General features: G+C 58.4%; 20 protein-coding genes. 15 read left to right on the plus strand and 5 right to left on the minus strand.

Annotation, left to right across the window (positions count from 1 at the left end):
- Positions 1-187 precede the first annotated feature (187 nt).
- Entirely contained in the window at positions 188-688 is a 501-nt protein-coding gene (locus D1159_RS10255) for a hypothetical protein (RefSeq protein ID WP_161845578.1), read from the plus strand.
- 63 nt (positions 689-751) lie between these two features.
- Here the strand turns inward: D1159_RS10255 and D1159_RS10260 are convergent, their stop codons facing one another.
- Together D1159_RS10260 and sleB are read right to left on the minus strand one after the other, a co-directional pair.
- On the minus strand, positions 752-5035 hold the full coding sequence (locus tag D1159_RS10260) for an S-layer homology domain-containing protein (RefSeq protein WP_161845579.1): 4284 nt from the start codon (positions 5033-5035) through the stop codon (positions 752-754).
- A 360-nt stretch (positions 5036-5395) separates the two neighbouring features.
- Complete coding sequence (gene sleB / locus D1159_RS10265) at positions 5396-6019, minus strand: spore cortex-lytic enzyme (RefSeq protein WP_347563676.1); 624 nt, start codon at positions 6017-6019, stop codon at positions 5396-5398.
- 267 nt (positions 6020-6286) lie between these two features.
- Between sleB and D1159_RS10270 the strand changes: the two genes are divergently transcribed.
- From D1159_RS10270 to D1159_RS10300, 7 genes are all read left to right on the plus strand, one after another.
- Complete coding sequence (locus tag D1159_RS10270; RefSeq protein WP_161845581.1) at positions 6287-6571, plus strand: translation initiation factor 2; 285 nt, start codon at positions 6287-6289, stop codon at positions 6569-6571.
- 16 nt (positions 6572-6587) lie between these two features.
- Entirely contained in the window at positions 6588-7232 is a 645-nt protein-coding gene (spoIIR, locus tag D1159_RS10275; RefSeq protein ID WP_161845582.1) for a stage II sporulation protein R, read from the plus strand.
- Positions 7233-7508: 276 nt separating this feature from the next.
- Positions 7509-7865, plus strand: a complete 357-nt coding sequence (locus tag D1159_RS10280) for a helix-turn-helix transcriptional regulator (RefSeq protein WP_161845583.1) — start codon at positions 7509-7511, stop codon at positions 7863-7865.
- 21 nt (positions 7866-7886) lie between these two features.
- A complete protein-coding gene (locus D1159_RS10285; RefSeq protein WP_161845584.1) occupies positions 7887-8450 on the plus strand; it encodes a sigma-70 family RNA polymerase sigma factor in 564 nt (187 codons plus the stop codon).
- Between the two features lie 76 nt (positions 8451-8526).
- Positions 8527-9408 (plus strand): DUF4367 domain-containing protein, encoded by an 882-nt coding sequence (locus D1159_RS10290; RefSeq protein WP_161845585.1) that lies wholly within the window; start codon positions 8527-8529, stop codon positions 9406-9408.
- Positions 9409-9413: 5 nt separating this feature from the next.
- Positions 9414-9851, plus strand: coding sequence for a hypothetical protein (locus tag D1159_RS10295; RefSeq protein ID WP_161845586.1), 438 nt, complete (start codon positions 9414-9416; stop codon positions 9849-9851).
- Positions 9852-9994: 143 nt separating this feature from the next.
- On the plus strand, positions 9995-10231 hold the full coding sequence (locus D1159_RS10300) for a helix-turn-helix domain-containing protein (RefSeq protein WP_161845587.1): 237 nt from the start codon (positions 9995-9997) through the stop codon (positions 10229-10231).
- Between the two features lie 311 nt (positions 10232-10542).
- Here D1159_RS10300 and D1159_RS10305 read toward each other — a convergent pair whose 3' ends face one another.
- On the minus strand, positions 10543-12183 hold the full coding sequence (locus tag D1159_RS10305; protein ID WP_161845588.1) for a PucR family transcriptional regulator: 1641 nt from the start codon (positions 12181-12183) through the stop codon (positions 10543-10545).
- A 253-nt stretch (positions 12184-12436) separates the two neighbouring features.
- On the opposite strand from D1159_RS10305, the gene D1159_RS10310 reads away from it, so the two are divergent.
- The 7 genes from D1159_RS10310 (at position 12437) to D1159_RS10340 (ending at position 17358) form a co-directional block, all read left to right on the plus strand.
- The gene (locus D1159_RS10310) at positions 12437-12694 is read left to right on the plus strand and encodes an HPr family phosphocarrier protein (RefSeq protein WP_161845589.1); all 258 of its coding nucleotides are present in this window, start codon (positions 12437-12439) and stop codon (positions 12692-12694) included.
- A 42-nt stretch (positions 12695-12736) separates the two neighbouring features.
- Entirely contained in the window at positions 12737-13510 is a 774-nt protein-coding gene (locus D1159_RS10315; protein WP_161845590.1) for a fructose-bisphosphate aldolase, read from the plus strand.
- A 19-nt stretch (positions 13511-13529) separates the two neighbouring features.
- Positions 13530-14582 carry a zinc-binding dehydrogenase gene (locus D1159_RS10320; RefSeq protein ID WP_202621030.1) on the plus strand — a complete coding sequence of 351 codons (1053 nt, stop codon included), beginning with the start codon at positions 13530-13532 and terminating at the stop codon, positions 14580-14582.
- A gap of 108 nt (positions 14583-14690) precedes the next feature.
- Positions 14691-15110 (plus strand): PTS sugar transporter subunit IIA, encoded by a 420-nt coding sequence (locus D1159_RS10325; RefSeq protein WP_161845591.1) that lies wholly within the window; start codon positions 14691-14693, stop codon positions 15108-15110.
- Entirely contained in the window at positions 15107-15580 is a 474-nt protein-coding gene (locus D1159_RS10330) for a PTS sugar transporter subunit IIB (protein WP_161845592.1), read from the plus strand. The genes D1159_RS10325 and D1159_RS10330 overlap by 4 nt, the downstream gene beginning before the upstream one ends.
- Before the next feature lie 214 nt (positions 15581-15794).
- Positions 15795-16550 (plus strand): PTS sugar transporter subunit IIC, encoded by a 756-nt coding sequence (locus tag D1159_RS10335; RefSeq protein ID WP_161845593.1) that lies wholly within the window; start codon positions 15795-15797, stop codon positions 16548-16550.
- Positions 16540-17358 (plus strand): PTS system mannose/fructose/sorbose family transporter subunit IID, encoded by an 819-nt coding sequence (locus D1159_RS10340; RefSeq protein WP_161845594.1) that lies wholly within the window; start codon positions 16540-16542, stop codon positions 17356-17358. The genes D1159_RS10335 and D1159_RS10340 overlap by 11 nt, the downstream gene beginning before the upstream one ends.
- Positions 17359-17896: 538 nt before the next feature.
- On the opposite strand, the gene D1159_RS10345 is transcribed toward D1159_RS10340, so the two are convergent.
- Both D1159_RS10345 and D1159_RS10350 read right to left on the minus strand, forming a co-directional pair.
- On the minus strand, positions 17897-19420 hold the full coding sequence (locus D1159_RS10345) for an ABC transporter ATP-binding protein (protein ID WP_161845595.1): 1524 nt from the start codon (positions 19418-19420) through the stop codon (positions 17897-17899).
- A 9-nt stretch (positions 19421-19429) separates the two neighbouring features.
- Complete coding sequence (locus D1159_RS10350) at positions 19430-20356, minus strand: ABC transporter permease (protein ID WP_161845596.1); 927 nt, start codon at positions 20354-20356, stop codon at positions 19430-19432.
- Between the last annotated feature and the right edge of the window lie 5 nt (positions 20357-20361).

Here is a 20361-nt window from a genome sequence, read left to right on the forward strand (position 1 = left end):
CCGGGGGTTCCCCAAGGGGGGCCAACCCCCTTGGGCCCTTTGGGTCCAGGGGCCTTTCGGGAAAGGCCCCTGGCGCCGCCCGCGTAGGGCCCTCCCCGGGAGCTCCCCCGCGTTTTAAGGAAAAAGTTGCCTCTTTCCGTTCAAAAGCAGTAGAGTCCCTCTCAATCCACCGAAGGAGGAATGCAGCATGGCAGCTTACACACCAAATTATCAGCTCCACCAGTGGGTGGGCAGCGACCAGTTCCGGCGGACGGATTTTAACGAGGATTTTGCCAAAATCGACGCCGCCCTGGGGCAAAAGGCAGAGAAAACCGCGCTGGCCGCCCTGCAAACTCAGGTGAACGGCAAGGCGGACCAGAGCGCCGTGGACCAGCGGTTCCAGGCCGTCACCCAGACGGTGGCGGAGCGGTGCCGCATGGCGTTCGGCAGCTACACCGGCAACAATGCCGCCAGCCGGACCATCTCCCTGCCCTTCTCTCCCAAGGCGGTGTTTGTGGAGGCTGCCGCGGGCCTGCGGCAGGGGGACGGAAGGCACCGGGGCGGGCTGGCCCTGCTGGGGTACCCCGCAAAGAACGGCAACAACCTGTACGTCACCCTCACCGGCTTCGGCTTCACCGTCTATTATGGGAGCGGCGGCGCCGGCACCAACGACAGCACCTGGATTTACAACTACCTGGCCCTGGGATAAGGGCAAAAGAGCACCCCCGGGCCCATTTGGACCCGGGGGTGCTTGTTGTTATGAAAAACTTAGTTACTGTGCCAAAGCAGGGGCAACAGAGGTTGCGCCGATTTCAAATTCAAAAGTAAAGGTTCCCGTAGCAGTTTTGGTGTCTTTAACTGTCACACTAGTGTTAGCATCAAGCACGTAATCAGTGCCAGCAGTACCGGAAAGGGTACCAACCGCATATGTGCCAGTCAAATCAGCAAAGCTGAATACAGCATCACCGGAAGCAGTACCGCTAAGAGTTACAGTCACTGTGACGGTATCGCCAGGCATCTTGGCGGTCTGAGCAATAGCAGTAGGCGTAGCAGTGACACCGTTCTTAGTAACGGCAGTAGCCGCAACAGTTACAGTAGGCTTATCCATAAACTCAGCACTAAAGTCGCTGGCCTGAGCAGGAATCGTGTCGCCATTCTCGTAGTAGTTGCTGCCAACCTTAACCATCTTGCTTGCCTCAGCAGTCACACTATAAGTGCTTGTGGTATCAGCATTAGCAACATCACCGCCGCCAACCAGCGTCAATTTGTTGTTGGCATCGCCGTTGGTCACAGTAACAGTAATAGCTGTGGGCGCAGGCGTAGTGCCGTCGGAGATGTCGATGGTAGTACTGGCCGCGGCGGTGGTGTAGTACATGGTAAAGGCGTTAGTGCTTCCGGCCTTCAGTACAGCATCGCCAATCTTAGCGCCGCCACTGACCTCAAGAGTGATGGTAACATCGGCCGCGGGAGCCTTCTGGGGCTTAACCGTGATGGTGGCCTCGTCGCCGACGTTGGTAACACCCGTGCAGGTGATGTCAAACTTGGTGCCGTCCTGGGCGGTGTACACTCCGCTGGCGTATGCGGCCTCACCTGCCATGGCGGCCTTCTTCTGGAAGGTCACAGTGGCGGCGGTGGGGGTAGCGGCCTGGGAGAAGGTCACGTTGTAGGCGGGCATGGTGAAGTCAACAGCGGTGGTAGTCTTGTTGATCTCCTTGGTCTCGCCATTGTACGCAGCGCTGATGGTCTGGTCCGCACTAGCGGCGACGCTCAGAACGGTACCGGAGGGGACATAGCTGGTTGTTCCGCTGGCGTAAGGAGTGTCGCCGTTCTTCACAGAGACAGTGCCCACATTGTTGGTGTAGCCGTAACCGTCATACAGGACAATGTCCTTCGTGCTGTTGTTAACTGTGGCAACAAGAGTAAAGGTAGTACCAACAGCGGTGCTGCTTCCGATAGAAGTGGCCGCGCTGTAGGTGGTGCCGCTCTTGGCCAGCAGAGTGCTGTTAGCTTGGTCGGTGATCTTCAGGGTCTCGCCGTTGGCCAGGAAGCCCGGGTCCTTGCCGTTGTAGGTGACGCTGGCCAGAGGCACGCCGTTGATGGTCAGCTCATCGGTAAAGCCGTCGCTGTAGCTAATGATAACTTTACCATCGCGGATGCTTACCCGATCCACGTCGTCATACTTCTCGCGGACCAGCTCAGCGATCTTGGCGTTGCTGGGCATACCGTCGCCGTAGTAGTAACGGACGTTCAGGCTACTGCCGCTGATGGCCACAGTGGGATCGTACTCGGCGTGTCCATCGCCGCCCTTCTCATCGGGGGTGACATAGTAAGCCATGAGGATCTCGTCGCTGCTGTTGACCAGCACCCAGACGTCGTCGTTCAGGTTCACCGCGCCGCCCAGGATGCCGTCGGCGGGGTTGGGGTTGCTGGTGTTGTCGATGATGACGGACTTGTCGGTGATCTTGTACTCCTCGCCGGTGCCGCCGTCCAGGACCAGGGTGTCCTTAATGGGCTGGCGCTTCACGGAGCCGGTGACATAGAAGCTGTTGCCTGCGGGGCTGGTCAGCTCGTAGTCGCCGTTGGTGTCCACGGTGTACAGGTACAGGCCGTCCTTGACCACGGTGTTGTTAGTCACATCGGAACCCAGGTAGCGGGAGACGTGAATGTCCTTGCCCTCGGTCTCGCCGTTGAGGATAGCGCCCACATTGATATAGTCGCTGGTCACATAGCCGCTGTTGTAGACGAACAGGTGGTCGCCGGCCTCCTCCTTGGCGGAGGTGTCGGTGAGGGCCACGGCGCCGATGTCAAACTTGCTGTTCAGGGCCAGCAGGGCGGAACCCTTGGTGCCGTCCACAGAGGGGGCGTTGCTGCGGCCCACGTACACGGAGACCTTGTCGATCTCGCCGTTGGCCTTGGTGTTCACATAGAAGAACACGGAGGAGTTATTGGCATAATAGGTACGCAGCTCGGGGGTCTTGCCGGTGCCGGCGCCGCGCAGATCCTTCGCGGTCAGAATGTCCACCTGATCCGCATTGGAGGAAGTGAGCTTGACAGCAGTCATGCCCTTGTCGTGCTCGGGGAAGCTGCCGTCAGCGGTCTCAACCGCGCCGCCCTTGGGCAGCATCAGCTTGATCGCGCCGGACTTGTTCACGGTATAGGAGAAGATCAGGCCCCGCATATCTTCCTCGTTGACGAGGAAGTTTGTGGTATCGGTATCACCGCCCACAACATCGATGTCGCTCTTGTTGTCCAGCTCGTAGGTCTTGGTGGTGCCGTCAGCCAGGGTGACCTTCACCCGGTCGGTGCCGATGGAGCCGCCGGCCTCCGCGCCCCAGACGTAGGCGTACTGGTAAGCGGCCTCGTCCACCTCGGTGCGGGCGACGATGTAGCCCTGGCCGTCCAGGTAGAAGGTGGCGTCGCTGCCGATAATACCCTTGTCGGCGGGATCGCTGGCGGCGAAGAAATCAGCGGAGTCGGTGTAGGTGGGGGCGAAGGACACGGTGTAGTTGGTGCCGTCCACGGTCAGGTTGCTGGTGTAGCTGCCCTTGGCGGTGCCCACATAGTCGGTCTTGTCGCCGTTCACTTCCTTCAGCTTGTAGGCATCCACGGTGCCGGTAACGGACTCCGCCTCTTCCACATACAGGCGGCCGCCGATGTAGGAGGTGAGGACCACGCTGTCCCGGGCCACGTCCTCAAAGCCAACCACGTCGTCCTTGTCGTCGGCGGTGAAGGTCTTGCCGCCGGCCCGGGCCACGGTGATGGAGCCGTCGTCCTTCTCGGAGTACTTGGTGACCTTGCCCAGCTCCACGGTGTTCAGGAGAACGTAGTCCACATCGCCGTCGTTGTCGGTGTCGATGAGGATCTTCTCAACGCCGGTGGTGCCGCTCTTGGCGGCCAGGGCGGCGTCCAGCGTACGCAGGGAGGCGTAGTTCTCGGCCACCTTGGTGTCGGGGGTGATGTCCAGGTTGTTCTTGTCGGCCATCTTGTTGATGGTGTCGCCGGAGTAGTCGCTAAACTCCTTGTTGTCATCGCTGGTGATGACGCTGCCCAGCACCTTGGACTTCAGGGAGGTGCTGTCTGGCTTGACGAAGAAATACACGCCCCGGCCCAGCTGATCGGCCTCGGTCTGGGTGACAAAGGTGTACTCGCGGTTGTCGGCGTAGGCGCCCTGGTCCTCGCCGTTGGTAACCAGGATTTTGGTGCGGCCGCTGTCCAGCGCGGAGCCGACCACGCCGCCCTTGGTGTCCCGGTCCTTGTCGGTGTTCCTGGCGCCCAGGTCGGCGTAGTCGTTGGCAACTACGATGCCCTCAACCTTGACGGCCTTGAACTTGTCCTCCAGCAGGCTCACGTTGCGGGTGGTGCCGCCGGCCAGCCGGGTGACGAAGACCCGCTGGGGAGTAACAGTTACCTGACCGTTGGGAGAGATGCCGGTGACCATCTCGTATTTCACGGTGTCCGCATTCAGGGCGTTGTAGATCATCTGGGCCGCCTGGTCGCGGGTGATGGGCTCGGAGGTGTTCATGTTCTCCAGCTCGTCGTACAGGCCCACGGAGTTGGCCAGGGTGTCGGTGGTCAGCTGCCACCCGGCGCCGCCGATGTTCTCATACTGGGTGTTGTAGCCCAGCGCCACCAGCAGCATCTTGGCCGCGGCGGAGCCGGTCACATTGTCGCCGGGGGCGAAGGTGTTGTTGCCCCGACCGGCCACGATGCCCTGCTGTACGCAGTAGGCGATGTAGGCCTCGGCCCAGTGGCCCTGGGTGTCGGTGAAGGTGGACTTTACGTCCGCGCCCAGCACGGGCTCCACGCCGCCGTTGAGGACGACGCAGCACAGGCGGGCGAAGGACGCGCGGTCGATGTTGGAGGCGGGGTCATATCCGCCGCCGGGTACGCCGGCGATGACACCCAGCTCAGTCACCATCGCGACCGCCTCTTTGTGAACGATCTCATCCTTGTCGGTGAAATCGTTGAAGCTCGCAGCACCAGCGCCGGTGGCCATCATGCCGGCAACCATCGTGGACGCCAGGCCCATGCTGAGAGCTCTCTTGAGGTTTCTCATCTAGATGTTCCTCCTTGCTAAAATTTGAGTCAAAAGGGGTTGTTATCCAGCCAGGAAAGTATAACACTTCTTACATCGCGAAAAACGGGCGGAAAACTGCTGAAAACCGCCTCAAAAGCGCCAAAAATCAGGCGCAGAAGTTCCCGTGGTAGACATTTGGTAGACATTTCTTCTGCCCGGAACGCAGGAAATCCCGGGACCCGTTGCAGCACAACGGATTCCGGGGTTTCCTTGGTAGACATTTGGTAGACATGGGCCCGCAAGGGTGGGGCTGGGGCGGATCAGCGGCCTCTGAATTCATCGGAGAAGCAGCACCAATGGACAATATTTTTTGTCCATTTCCTATGCACCACGGAGCAATTAAGCGCAGAACCGATGCTGCCCGATGACCTTGATCAGCGGCCGGCTCCAGATCCAGCCGCTGGTGGCGGTGCTGGGATTAAAGTAATAAATGGCGCCGCCGCTGGGATCGGCGCCGTTGATGGCATCTCGGGCGGCGCGGACGGCAGAGTCGGCCACAGGCTGGTCAAACTGTCCGTCCACCATGCAGGTGAAAGCGCCGGGCTGGTAGACTACGCCGGCAATGGAGTTGGGGAAGGAGGGGTGGTTCACCCGGTTGAGGATAACCGCCCCTACAGCCACCTGGCCGGAGTAGGGCTCTCCTCTGGCCTCAGCGGAGATGACCCGGGCCAGCAGCTCTACTTCCCCGGACTGGCCGCCGGTGGTGCTCCCGCCGCCGCTGGATGGCATTCCCAGAGCGGCCAGGGTGGCCGGGCCGGCGATACCGTCCGCCGTCAGGCCGTTGGATCGCTGAAAGTATTTGACCGCCGCGGTGGTGGCGCTGCCGTAGATGCCGTCCACGCTGCCGGTGTAGTAGCCCCAGTTTTTTAGCTTGGTCTGTATGGTGCGCACCGGCTCGCCGGTGGATCCCTGGCGGTAAGTGGCGGCAAGGGCGCCGTTCTGAAAGAGACAGATGACCAAAATATTTACCGCGAACAGAAGCACCAGCCCCTTGGTGAGCCGCTTTTTATCCTGATACAATATGTGAGCGCCTCCTTGTCCGGGCGGACCGCCCGGAGCGAAATTGGAATAAAGCTGCGGCGCGTACCGGACATGCCGCCGCTGCTTTTTAGTGTACGGGAAGAGGCGCGGGGTTATGCGCCGGCGCGGTGAGATAAATTTTACAGAGAGGGTATGATTTTTCCATAAAAGGGCCATACTGGAAGAAACAAGCGGAAAGGATGTGGGGAAGTGGTAAAAGGGGTGTCCCGCCGGGTGATTGTGGTAAAGTCCCCCGACCCGCGTCTCTTTGAAGAGGCGATTTTTATTGTCAAGGAGGAGGCGTTCAGCCAGAAGGGGGTGTCGGCAGAGCAGGTCCTTCAGGAGGCCCGGAAGGTGGCTAAGGGCTATGTCCGCCGGAACACGCCCCTGGGGCGGCTGCTGCGGAAGATCCCCGCTCCGGCGTATGTGGCCATGGGGGCGGCGGCCTCCACCATCTGCTGGGGGATTGGATTTTATACCATGACGTTGGGCTGACAAAGGAGAAGAGACGATGGGAAAACGGGAAAAAAAGAGGGCCGTCAACGAAAGGCTGCGGCGGTGGGAGGCGGCGCTGATGGCAGCGGTGGCTGTGGTTCTGCTGTGCGGAGCCAGGCTGGATACGGAGCAGGCCGCCCTGGCGGAGAAGGTGATCCGGCTGCATGTGCTGGCCAACTCGGACAGCGAAGAGGACCAGGCGCTGAAGCTGAAGGTGCGCGACGCGGTCCTGGCGGAGGCAGAGGGCCGCATTCCTCCTGACGCCGGCCGGGCGGAGGCAGAGGCAATCTTAAAAGACGCCCTGCCGGAGCTGGCCCAGGCCGCCGCCGGTGTGGTGGAGGCGGAGGGATATCCCTATGCCGTCACGGTATCTGTAGAGGAAAATGTGTGGTTCCCCACTAAGACATACACCGATTTCGCCCTGCCCTGCGGGACATACACCGCCCTGCGGGTGGTCATCGGCCAGGGAGACGGCCAAAACTGGTGGTGTGTGGTTTTCCCGCCCCTGTGTCTGGGGTCGGTGAGCGAGACAGTACCCGCCGCCCTGGAGGGAGGGCTGAACGCCAAGGAGGTGGCGCTCATCACTGGGGAGAGCGAAGGGTATGTGGTCAAATTCAAGGCCATCGAGCTGCTGGAGGATGTCCAGCGCTGGCTGTCATAAGGGCACTGTGATAAAATTCTAAAAGAAGCCCCCGGACTCATTCTGATATAGAATGCGGTCCGGGGGCCTCTTTGATTCATAAAATGGTACATTATTGTATTTGAATGTAATAATTGGCGGAAATAACGGTGGGATTCATGTGCAAACAGAACAAATTTTTGCTTTATTGCCTGTAAGGGATTGCAATCTGATATTTGGTTAAATAAAATAGAACCAATGGTGCTTCGATATCTCCCTATTTGGACAATATAATTCTACCAAATGGGGGGTTGCAAAGTGGATATTGAAGCAATCAAAAGGATAATTGGACAAAATGTGGCAAAATACCGGGAGGAAGCCGGTCTGACCCAGGCGGAGCTTGCGGAACGGATCGGTATCAGCACCGCATTTATTTCCCGCGTGGAGCGGGGACAGAAAATGATGAAGGTCTACACCCTGTGCGCCGTGGCGCAGGCCCTGTACGTGAGCTGCGACGCGCTGGTAAATCCGCCAAGTCCGAGGACGTATCTGGAAAACATCAATGTGCTTTTGAGGGATCAGTCCGCAGAGTACCTCTCGGGGATCGAAAAGCTGATTCGGACTTGTGTGGAGGAGTTTGACGCAAGGGAAAAGAAAGGAAAACATAGAGAATAGCAGAGAGGATGGGGAACAACGGTGCCGTCTAAGTCTACGGAGTCCAGAGAGGCGATAGCGAATGAGTTTGTGGAGCGCCTTTACCGCCAGTATTTTGAGGTATTGTTTGTATACGTCAACGCAAGGCTGGACAATTACGATGTATCACAGGATATTGTTCAGGATGTCTTTCACGACGCACTGAATTCCCTTAGAGAAAGCGATGAACTGATACGGCATCCCAATCAGATAGGCTGGCTGAAAAAGACGGCCAAAAACAAAATTCTGGTGTACTGGCGGTGGCAGAGACGCTATGTCAGCCGGTACCTGTCCCTGGAATCCGAGCACTTCCGCGAGCCGGCGGCGCCGGAGGAGACAGGCGTGGGGCAATGCGGGCAGGGCCCCTCGCCGGTAGAGCAGATCCGGGAAGTCCTTGTCCCGGAGGATCTCAAGCTGCTGAAATGGCTTACCCTTGAGAAGAAAAGCCATCTGGAGGTGTCCCAAAGGCTGGGGATCACCATCTACACCAGCCAAAAGCGCCTGGAACGGGTTCGAAAGAAGCTGTACAAGGCGTTTCCGGAGCAGGAGCGAAAAAAGAAAAAATAAAAGGGGAAAAATTTTAAGATAGGATGTCAGATTCCGCAGGGTGCGGTTATATATTATATGAGAAGGAGGTTCCGAGATGGCGTCAAAGGATCGGGACGAGAAATATGCCTATCTGAACCAATTCGACACGGAACAGCTGGAAGAGCTGCTCCGGCTGGAGTCCGATTCGCCAGAAGGCGGTGATGAGGCGATGATTGATTACATACTGGAGGTGATAGTGAGGCGGGAGCGGGCCAATCCCACGGGGGCCATTCCCGACGTGGAGAAAGCCTGGGCAGAGTTCCAGACGTACTATAATATTCCGGAAGGAGATGGTATCTCTCTCTATCTGACCCAGTTCCCGGAGGGACAGCCCTGCTGCAAGCCAAAGCCCGCCGCAGGCGGCGTGAGAAGACGCGGGCTTGTGGCGGCGGTGGCCGGGGTGATCCTGTTCAGCGTGGTAATGGCCCAGGCCATTGGTATTGATGTGCTGGGGGCGCTCAGCCGCTGGAGCGGGGAGCTGTTCCATTTCACGTCCCCCGCAGGCAGAAGTGCGCCTGTGGAGAATGAGAGAAACGAGCACTACTGCCTGATGCTCCAATACGCTCTGGATGATTGTGGAATTGCAGAAGATTTGGCGCCAACCTGGTATCCAGACGGATTTGAGACAGCGGGACCGGTGATTTCAAAGAATAAGGACGAGAATATAATTTTCTGTGACTTTTCCAATGATACTGGTAAGTTTTTTAGTATACGCATACATGACTATGGAGCGATGCTAAATACAGAAAAACAGGATTTTGAAAAAGATCCAGATAGTGTTGAAGTATACAGTGCATCAGGGAAGGTATTCTACACACTATCAAACTCGAATAGCAAAACTGCGACTTGGTCAGATGGAGAAGCGTTGGTTATGGCGATCTCTGGAAATTTTTCTGAAGAAGAGCTAATTGCTATTATTGATTCGATTGGAGGATAATAAGCGTGAAGCGAATTTCAGCAGTTGTTGTTGCTATACTATTGGTGGTGTCTGGATGTATTGGGATGGTATCTGCTACAGAGACCATGGAAACAGAAGTAAGAGCTAGCCCTACAATATCTGATTACTATGTCTCTCTAGCACCAGGGACAAGCAGTGGAGAGATATGGGTCAGCTATCACGTTGGTGCTAGTAAACTTCCCACTTCCGTTGGTGTATCTTCAATTGAGATTTTGAACTCTGATGGTTCTCATGCCTGGAGCATTACTGGTACAGTAGGGAACGGGCTAATTAACAATTCTGGCCAGAGTCTTCATGCAGGCTCCTACCCGTACTTTGGAAAGGCCGGTGCTTCATATTTCGCTGCGGTGACAGTTTTTGTTGCAACAAAAGACGACTATGACAGCAGGACAATCGTAACACCTGTGGTGAAGGCCCCCTAACTTTTAGATGCAGCAATGGGCCCGCTGGCCGCGGGCCCATTATTCTTGAGCAAAACTGACGAAATTCGACAAAAGGGAACTTGAATTCCTGGTCATTTTAAACATCTCCGACTATGCTATGAGTATGGAGGGAGGTGAAAAAAATGACAATGACGGCGTTGTTAGACCGTGAGAAATTTAACAAAGGAGTAGAGATGACCAAGTTGAATCAGGAGGCTTTTGCGGAGCAAGTGGGGTTGAGCGACCGGCACGTCCGGAATCTGAAAAAGCAGGATATTGACGTGTCAATATCCGTACTCTACAGAATCAGCCAAAGGCTTGATACCCCGATGGAAGATCTCCTTGTGGTACAGAACCGCGTAAGAAAAGCGGGTGCTTGAAGGGGCCCGGTGTTGCTGACGTTTTTGCTGCGGCAGTATACACGGCTGGCGGGCTACCGGAGAGGAATGCGGGTGGCAGAGATCCGGATTTTCTCCTCCGGACTGTACGGAGAGACGGGATACTACGTGTGTCCGCGCTGTTCTATTACGATGGAGCGGAATTTTATGACATTCTGCGATCGGTGCGGCCAAAAATTGGACTGGAAGGGTTATAAGAGGGTACATAAAGTGTACTTTGAGTAAAAAGATCCTGTGGACAGAATGGCATCGTCTGTCCACAGGACCTTTGTGCTTGCGGAGGAAAACAAGGACTACCCCTTACCGAAGGTGTGGAGCTGATCCAGCTTATAGGCGATGCGGATTTGAAGCTGGGTCTCTACATCGTGAATTGGGAAGCCTAAAAGCCGCTCTACCTGTGACAAACGGTAGACAACTGTGTTATAATGGCTGTGGAGCAGCTGGGCGGTCTTTTGGGTGTTGCAGTTGGAGTCCAGATAGACCCGCAGGGTCTCCATGAGAGAGGTGCGGTGGCCGGTGTCGTACATCTTGAGGGGGCGGAGGAATTTTTCCTCATACTGCTCCAAAATCTCGTTTTCCGGCAGAAGGGCCAGAAGATAGAGTACGCCCAGCTTCTGGTAGGTGATGACGTGGTCCCAGATGTTGCACCGCAGGCTGATGGAGCTGACGGTCTTGGCCTGCTGATAGGCCTTGGGGAGATCCTGGACGGAATAGGGATCGCTGATGCAGAAGCTCATATCCCCCTTGTCCATGATATAGTTGAGCTTGTCCATAAGCAGAGACAGCTCGTGAAGGGAGAGATCGCTGTCCGGCCGGTTCTCCACCACCAGCACCAGCTTGCCCTCCAGGATGGTAAACATGATGTTGGAGTCCAGGTTGCGGATGATGTGGCGGATGATGTTCACATCCTGTTCCACAAAGGCGGTGCCGTTGCGGGGGGTATTCAGGTTGACGATGGCGACCCAGTATTCCCGGTCCGCGCTCACCCGGTATCCGTCCGTCTGGGCGGAGACGCAGATGTTCACCGGATCCCCCAGCTGGCCGAAGAGCCAGTTTTCCACAAACTGCTGCTTGTACTTGCGCCGCACCTTTTTCAAAGCGATGGTGTTTTTCATCTCCGCGGCCAGCAGGTGGCTGATGCGGCGGATCACATGGTGATCCATGGCGGTGAGGGGGCCATAGTACTCCAGGATAATGACGCGGATGCCGCTGGAGCCGCCGATGTCAAAGAAATGGACGGGGACCTGCTCAACCTGCCCGTTGCGGGGGATGGAGAGGGTGTCCCGGTCGTTGCGCTTGTACAGCTGCTTGATGATGTCGTCCTGGAGGGACAGGCCCAGCATAGTCCTGGTCTGGGGGGAGATGAGCAGCTCGTTCTCCTCGTCAAAGATCATCAGGGGGTTGGAGATGGCCTGCTCCACCGCGGTGAGGGTGGCCTCCGGCGCATCGGCGCGCATAAAGGCGTCCAGCAGCAGCTCTATCTTATCCTGTACCAGCTGGAAGGCTTTGGACTCCTGCTGGAATATTTTCTCCATAATCTCCTGTACAATGTTGGAGAAAATAGCGGTCATGGGCAGCTCAATCAGGGGGAAACCCAGGCTGACCGCCTTTTGCACCACGTCGGGGGAGAGCCCCTGGCGGAAGCGGGGCGGCTTCAGGCACAGCAGCGCGATGTCCGCGTTCTTGAGCTGCTCCAGCTCGTCCAGCAGCAGCATGTCCTGGTTGCGGAAGGAATAGCCGGAGCTGATGACGCAGTCCCCCGGCTTTGACCAGTTGGACAGGCTGGCGCTCTCCACCACATTGGCCCGGAGAATGGGGCGATCCAGCTGATCCAGACCGGAGAGCAGGTGTGCCCCGGCCATAGAGCTCAGGTTTAACAAATCTTTCAGGGTAAAAGGGAACTCCACAACCAAGTCTGGAGCCGGTAATTTCATCGTCAGTCGCCTCCCAAATCGTATCAGTAAATGCCGGTGAATGAAATGGCTTTAAATATAGTATAGTCTATTTGCCCTAAAATGCAAGAGTAAATCCAAAAGTTCTCGTCAAAATTTGTGGGATGACGATAAAAATGACCAGTTAAAATTGGTGTGTCACCCCATTGCTTTGGCGGAAATTACTATGTATAATAAAAACATCCGTTGGGAACTCCCGCAAAAGGCAGGAACCTTTGTAAAGAGGGGGATAGACGTGAAAGAGTATACCTATACCGTAAAAAGCGAGCTGGGGATGCACGCACGCCCCGCAGGGATGTTTGTCAAGCTGGCCAAGCAGGTGCAGTCGGCCATTGAGATTGAAAAAGACGGGAAAAAGGTCAATGCCGGCCGTCTGCTGGCGGTAATGGGAATGGGGATTAAGCAGGGCGACTCCATCACCTTTTTTATGGACGGCCCTGACGAAGAGGAGGTCGTTCCAAAGGTCAGAGAGATCTGTGAAGAGATCCTATAGACAGCGGTCGGGACAGTGCAGTAAAATAGGAGGCAGAACAAGATGAGACGACTGGGCAAGATTTTCCGGCAGGACGGCAGGACGGTCATTGCGGCCATGGACCACGGCATGGGTCTGAACGTCAACCCCGCCCTGGACCGCACAGGTGAGATTTTGGAGGCCATCGTGGCCGGCGGCGCCGACGCGGTGCTGACTACCTTTGGAATCGCCAACAAGTATCGGGACATCCTGAAGCATGTGGGCCTGATTCTCCGCTGCGACGGCGGCTACTCCGCCATTCCCAGCGCAGCCAACGGACACCCCAGAATGCTCTTCTCTGTGGAGGATGCCCTGCGGGTGGGCGCCGACGCGGTGGCCTGCAACGGCTTCCCCGGCACCCCCACGGAACAGGACTGCATGAAGAACGTGGCCGAGCTGACCGCCCAGGGGAACGCCTGGGGGATGCCGGTTATGGCGGAGATGCTCCCCGGCGGCTTCGGCAGCGACGTGCCCAAGACGGTGGAAAATGTCCGTCTGGCCGCCCGTACCGGCTGCGAGTACGGCGCCAGCATCATCAAGACCACCTTTGCCGGCACGCCGGAGGAATTCCGGCAGGTGATTGCCGCCTCCTATCAGCCTGTGGTAGTGCTGGGCGGCGAGAAGACCAGCCAGCTGTCCGATCTGTTTGTGTGCATTGAGCAGGCCATGTCCGTGGGCGCCGTCGGTGTGGCCATCGGACGCAATATCTGGAAGCATCCCGACCCGGAGGCGGTCACCCGGGCCCTGGTGGACCTGGTCCACAACGGAAAAAAGGCGTCCGGCATTCAGGGCCTGTAAGACGGGAGGAAAAGCGACTATGATTCCAGAGAAAATGAAGGGAATTGTTATCACAGCGCCCCGTCAGGCGGAGGTGAAGGAGCTCACCACCCCCAAGCCCGCCGCGGGAGAGGTGCTGGTGCGGGTGGAAAAGTGCCTCATCTGTACCTGGGAGCAGCGGATCTTCGCCGGCGGAGACATGGCCCTGCCCTTCGTCCCCGGCCATGAGATCTCCGGCACCGTGGCCGCCATTGGCGAGGGAACTTACACCAATGTGGCGGTAGGCGACCGGGTGGTGGTCAAGACCTATGACAGCTGCGGCCAATGTGAGCAGTGCTACCGGGGTCACGACAACGAGTGTACCGGTAAGGCCAAGGGTCGGGTGTATGATGGAATACCGGGCACCGGCGGGTTTGCCCAGTATCTGGCCATCGGGTCTGAGCGGGTCTACCCCCTGCCGGACAGACAGGCGGATCTGGCCACGGCCGCTTTTGCCGAACCCTTGGCCTGCTGCCTGGGCAGCCTGGATCAGGCGGAGATCGAGTTTGGCGAAGACGTGGTGATTGTGGGCGGCGGCATTATGGGCCAGCTCCACAATGTACTGTGCAAAAAGCGGGGCGCCCGCACCATCCTGGTGGAGCCCGACGCCCCCCGCCGGGAGATGGCCAGGCGCATGGGGGCCGATGTGGTGGTGGACCCCATGGAAGGGGATCCTATTCAGAAGATCATGGACCTGACCAACGGCCGGGGCGCCCACGTGTGCTTCTACACCGTCAACGTGCTCTCTCTGGCCCAGGACTACCTGGACTGTCTGGCCAAGCGGGGACGGATGGTCTACTACGGGTCCTTCCACCCCAGCGGGCCCATCCAGATCGACCCCAACAAGATTCACTACAGCGAGAAGCGGATTACAGGCTCCTACAGCCCCACGGCTAAGAATTTCTGGACCGCCTCCCGGCTGCTGGGCTATCACCTCATCGATGTTGCCCCCTTTATTACGGAGCGCTATGACTTGATCCAATGCCAGAAGGCGTTTGAGCGGGCGGCCAGCCCGGAGACCTACCGGGTGCTCATTGACCTGAGCGTGGATTAAGCCAGCCCCCATACCACAGACAGTATTAAAAAGCGGCGATTTATCGCCGCGCGGCGCAAAAGGGATCCCTTTTGCGCCGGCCTGAAAATTTCCTGAGGGAAGGAATGAATGAGTTTGATCAACCTGATTTTGATTAGCCATGGAGCCTTTGCCGCCGGTATGCGGGAGGCTGCGGAGATGATTCTGGGTCCTCAGGAACAGCTGGAGGTGTTTGGCCTCTATCCCGGGGACACTGCGGACAACTTTGCGGAAAAGCTGGAGAAGGCCATTGAGGGGTTCGGAGACCCGGATCACACCTTATTGCTGGCGGATCTCCCCAGCGGCACCCCCTCCAACACCGCCATGCTGATGGTGATGAAACACCATGTACACGCCCTGTCCGGCTATAACCTTCCGGCGCTGCTGGAGATCCTGACCCTGCGGGAGGAGATGGGGCCGGGCGAGCTGGTTGCCGCCGCCATGGAGGCCGGCCGGGAGGCGTTTGTAAACGCGGATGACGTGATCAAAGAAAGGGAGGGAAGGGTATGAGCGTAGTCTTCTATCGGATTGACGACCGGCTGATCCACGGCCAGGTGATGACGGGATGGAGCAAGGTATATAAGGCCACCCGTATCTTTGTGGTGGACGACAAGACCGCCCAGGACCAGTTTCTGTGCCAGGTGATGAAGATGGCGGTGCCCAAGGACTACGATGTCCATGTCCTCACCATAGAGCAGGCCATAGAGGCCATTCAGAACGACCCGCCGGAGCTGCGTACCATCGTGCTGGCCAAGACGCCGGAGGTAATGGCCAAGCTGCTGGACAGCGGCGCCCCCATGAAGGAGCTGAATCTGGGCGGCATGGGCTATGTGGCCGGCCGGAAGATGATTTTGCGCAACATCCAGGTCTCTCCGGACGAGCTGGCCCAGCTTCAGGCCATTGAAGCCAAGGGAGTGCGGGTCTTCTGCCAGATCGTTCCCGACGGCAAGTGTATCGAGATCGACAAGGTAAAGCTTTGATCGGTCCGTTCCTCCTTATCTCTGCGTCTGAAAGCCTGTTGGAAAACATAAGAGCCTGTATTCACAGGGACGAAACGCTGCCTTGCCGCCCCGCGGCAATCTGGCCCCCGGTTATGAATACAAGCCCTAAGGTAGACAGGTGTGGGCTTACACGCGCCTTTTAAATACACGACGCCAAACGCAAGCGAATGTCTTAAAGAGGAGGTAAATTGTTATGAATTGGCTGCAAGCGTTCATCATCGGACTGCTGTACTACTTCTCCGACGCCCCCTGGTTCTTCGGTGAAGGCTACTACGTCCTGCAGCGCCCCATCGTCGCCGGTTTCCTGACGGGCCTGGTTATGGGCGACCCCGTAACCGGCACGATTATCGGCGCCACCATCAACCTGATCTATCTGGGCCACCTGAATGTGGGCGGCTCCATGCCGTCGGACATGGCCGTGGCGGGCTACATCGGAACCGCGCTGGCCCTGGCCACCAATGTCAGCACTGAGGTCGCCCTGGCCATCGCGGTCCCTCTGGGCCTGCTGGGCACCATCTGGTGGGTTGGCAAGATGACCATCGACTCCTTCTTCGTCCACTGGGCGGACAGCTATGCCGCCAAGGGCGACGAGAAGGGCGTCATGCGGATGAACTGGCTGCCCAGCGCGGTGATGATGCTGGTGTTCAAGGTCATCGTCGCCCTAGTCATTCTGATGGCTGGCGTACCCCTGATGGAGCGTTTCCTGAACATGATCGAGGGGACCAATATCCTCCACGCGCTGGGCGTCGTGGGCGGCCTGCTGCCTGCCCTGGGCATTGGCCTGAACCTGCGGGCCATTCTGAAGAACGAGACCATGCCCTTCCTGCTGGTGGGCTTCCTGCTGGTGGCCTATTTCCAGATCAGCATTGTGGGCGTCGCTCTGTTCGGCGTGGTGTTCGCCTTGATCTATATGCAGATGAACAAGGAGGGTGCGACTTATGGCGGCTAACGTGAAGCTGGATAAGAAGGATATCCAAAGATCCTTCTGGCTGTGGCAGTTCTTCTCCCACGCCAACTACAACTACGAGCGTATGCAGGGCGGCGCGTTCGCCATGTGCATGGCTCCCATCATCGCCAAGCTCTATCCCAACAAGGAGGAGAAGGTGGCCGGCCTCCAGCGCCACCTGACCTTCTTCAACACCAACCCCAACGTAGGTACCGTGATCCACGGCGCCGTCCTCTCCATGGAGGAGGAGCGGGCCAACGGCGCGGACATCAGCGATGAGGCCATCAACGCCGTCAAAACCGGCATGATGGGCCCCCTGGCCGGCATCGGCGACGCGCTGGATCAAGGCGTCATCATCCCCCTGCTGGTGGCGCTGGGCATCAGCTTCGGCCGTACCGGCAACCTGTTCGGTCCTCTTCTGGTTCTCATCGGCCTGCCCATTATCCTGATGGCCATCGCCTACAGCTGCTGGATGAAAGGCTATCAGCTGGGCAGCCGGGCCATTACCGACATGCTGGCCGGCGGCCGGATGAAGCAGATCATCGGCGCGGCGGGAATTTTGGGCTGTACGGTTATGGGCGGCCTGGTGGCCACCTCCGTCTCCTTCCAGACCGCCATTGCCTTCAACATCGGCGAGCAGGAATTCAACCTCCAGAGCCAGCTCTTCGACGCGATTATGCCGGGCCTGCTTCCCCTGGCTGTGACGCTGGGCGTCTACGCCCTGCTGCGCAAGGAGAAGTTCAACGCCACCCAGATTTTGCTGGGGATGGTGGTTATCGGCTTCGCCGGCGGTATGATTGGCATTTTCTAAGCGTACATCATAAGAGAAACCGGACGGCACGTGTCTGTGCTGTCCGGTTTCTTTTGCGCCGGGCGACCGCCTGCGCGGGGGGCGCCAGGGCCCTTTCCCGAAAGGGCCCTGGACCCAAAGGGCCAGAGGGGGGAGGATCCCCCCTCTGGACTCCCCCAGCGCGGGGGCCCAGGCGGCGCACCGCGCCGCCACTACTGCCTCAACGTCCTGAGAGTCTTTCGAAATAGGTGATCTCTGCGTAAGTCTCCCGCCAGACTTACACAATATGTGCCGGGCCTCCCTGGTCGGCCCGGCACTCCTATTGTAACGTTAGTGTAAAGCCCCAGCTGGGACCGCGTTGTCTGCCAGACTGGCACATCGGCATGGCAGTCATCCGGCGCTGTGCGCCGGGTGGGCTCATCGTATGGGGGTTCCCCAAGGGGGGTCAACCCCCCTTGGGCCCTTTGGGTCCAGGGTCCTTTCGGGAAAGGGCCCTGGCGCCGCCCGCGCAGGGCCCCTAGAGGACGGCAATCCCTACGTTTTTATCCGTGAGAAAAGTTCAGCGGATCTCCGCCAGGCGCTTGCCGCCCATCATCAGGCCCATCTCTTCCACAGTGACCTCACTGGGCTTCACGATGCCTACGATCTCGCCCTCGTACATCACGGCCACCCGGTCAGAGAGCTTGAGGACCTCCTCCAGCTCGGTGGAAACCAGCAGGACGGCACGGCCCTGGTCTCTCTCATGGACGATGCGCTTGTGGATGTACTCAATGGCGCCTACGTCCACCCCTCGGGTGGGGTGCATGGCGATGAGCAGGCCGGGTTCCCGGCTGACCTCCCGGGCGATGATGACCTTTTGCTGGTTGCCGCCGGAGAGGTTTTGGGCCAGCTCAAAACGGCTGGGCGCCTTGACCTGGAAGTCCTGAATGAGCTGATCGGTAAAGGTGTTAATGTACTTCCAGTTGAGCAGGGCGCCCTTGCCGAACTGCGGCTGATAGTAGTCCTGCAAAATCATGTTCTCCGCCAGATTCATGGAGAGAATGAGGCCGCTCTTGTGGCGGTCCTGGGGGATGTGGGAGACGCCGCTCTTCATAATCTCCCGGGTGGTAGATTTGGCCAGGTCCAGGTCCTTATAGATGGCGGTGCCGGAGGTGGCCCTGGTCAGGCCGGTGAGGCACTCCACCAGCTCCCCCTGGCCGTTGCCGTCCACGCCGGCGATGCCGAAGATCTCGCCCTTGTGGATCTCAAAGCTGACGTCGTTGAGCAGGCGGTTGCCGGACTTCTGCCCCAAGGTGAGGTAGGAGACAGTGAGCATGGCCTTGGACTGGTCCGTCTCGTGCCGGGTGACGGTCATGTCCACTTCGCGCCCCACCATCAGGCGGGCCAGCTCGTTGACGGAGATGTTGTCGTTCTTTACGGTGGTGACGCTCTTCCCCTGGCGCAGGACGGTGATGCGGTCGCTGATCTCCTGTACCTCGTTGAGCTTGTGGCTGATAAAGATGACGGTGTAGCCGTCCTTGGTGAGCTTGCGCACCATGTTGAACAGCTCCTCCGTCTCCTGGGGGGTGAGGACGGCGGTGGGCTCGTCCAGAATGAGGATCTTGGCCCCCCGGAAAAGGGCCTTGATGATCTCCGCCCGCTGCCGGGCGCCCACCGGCATGTCGGACACCTTGGCCATAGGGTCTACGTCCATATTGTACTCGTCGGCCAGGGCCTTGATCTGCTGGGCGGCGCCGGCCAGGTCCAGCTTCAGAATACTGTCCGACCTGGCGCCGATAAGGCAGTTTTCCACCACCGTGAGAGTGGGGATGAGCATGAAATGCTGGTGTACCATGCCGATGCCCCGGTTCATGGCGTCCTTGGCGGAGCTGAAGCGGACTTTCTCCCCCTCCAGCCAGATTTCACCGGAGGTGGGGTGGTACAGGCCGCACAGCACGTTCATCAGGGTGGACTTTCCCGCGCCGTTCTCCCCCAGGAGGGTGTGGACCTCGCCCTTTTCAATGCTGAGGTTCACATCGTCATTAGCCAGAACCCCGGGGAACTGCTTGGTGATATGCTTCATTTCCAGAATCAGTTCAGACATGACGGTCACCTAGCCTTTCTTGTAGGGTTTGCCCGCCGCGGCGGGGGCCACGGTCTTGCCGGCAAATCCGGCCAGCACCACGATGGTCAGGATATAGGGGATCATGGTGACGAAGTTGTAGGGAATGGGGGAGTTGATGGAGGGCAGCAGGTTGGCCACGGCCAGGCCGAAGGCGAAGAGCATGGTGGCCAGCATGACGCCGGTGGGCTTGTAGCGTCCGAAGATAACAGCGGCCAGGGCGATAAAGCCCCGGTTGGCAGTCATATCCTCCTGGAAGGAGTTGAGCAGGCCGGTGGACAGGAAGGCCCCGCCCATGGCCATGAGCATACAGCCCACAATGGTGGCGGCGTAGCGCATTTTATACACGTCGATGCCCAGGGTGTCCGCCGCCTTGGGGTTTTCGCCCACAGAGCGCAGGTTCAGGCCGGCGGGAGTGCGGAAGAGGAAGTAGGACACCACCGGCACCAGCAAAAAGGCCAGATAGACCACCGGCATCTGGTGGAAGAGGGCGTCGCCAATGAGGGGAATGTCTTTGAGGACGGGGATGGAGACGTGGGTAAAGGCATAGTCCTTCACGGAGACGAAGTCCATGCCGAAGAGCATCCGGTACAGTACGGTACTCATGCCCGCTCCCATGGTGTTGAAGGCCACGCCCACCACCACCTGATTGGCCCGCAGGCTGACGGTGAGGAAGGCGAAGAGCAGGCCCATCAGGCCGCCCACCAGCATGGCGCACACCATGCCCAGCCAGACATTATGGGTGTAATAGGTGCCTGCCACGGCCACGAAGGTGGCCACCAGCATAATGCCCTCACATCCGATGTTGATAAGGCCGGCCCGGTTCATAATCAGCAGGCCCAGGGCCCCCAGCAGAATGGGGGTGGCCATACGGAGATCGGAGGACAGCAGACCGCCCAGAATATTGATAACGTCCATATTCG

This window comes from Pseudoflavonifractor sp. 524-17 (assembly GCF_009935845.1).
Classification (GTDB): Bacteria; Bacillota; Clostridia; order Oscillospirales; family Oscillospiraceae; genus Pseudoflavonifractor_A.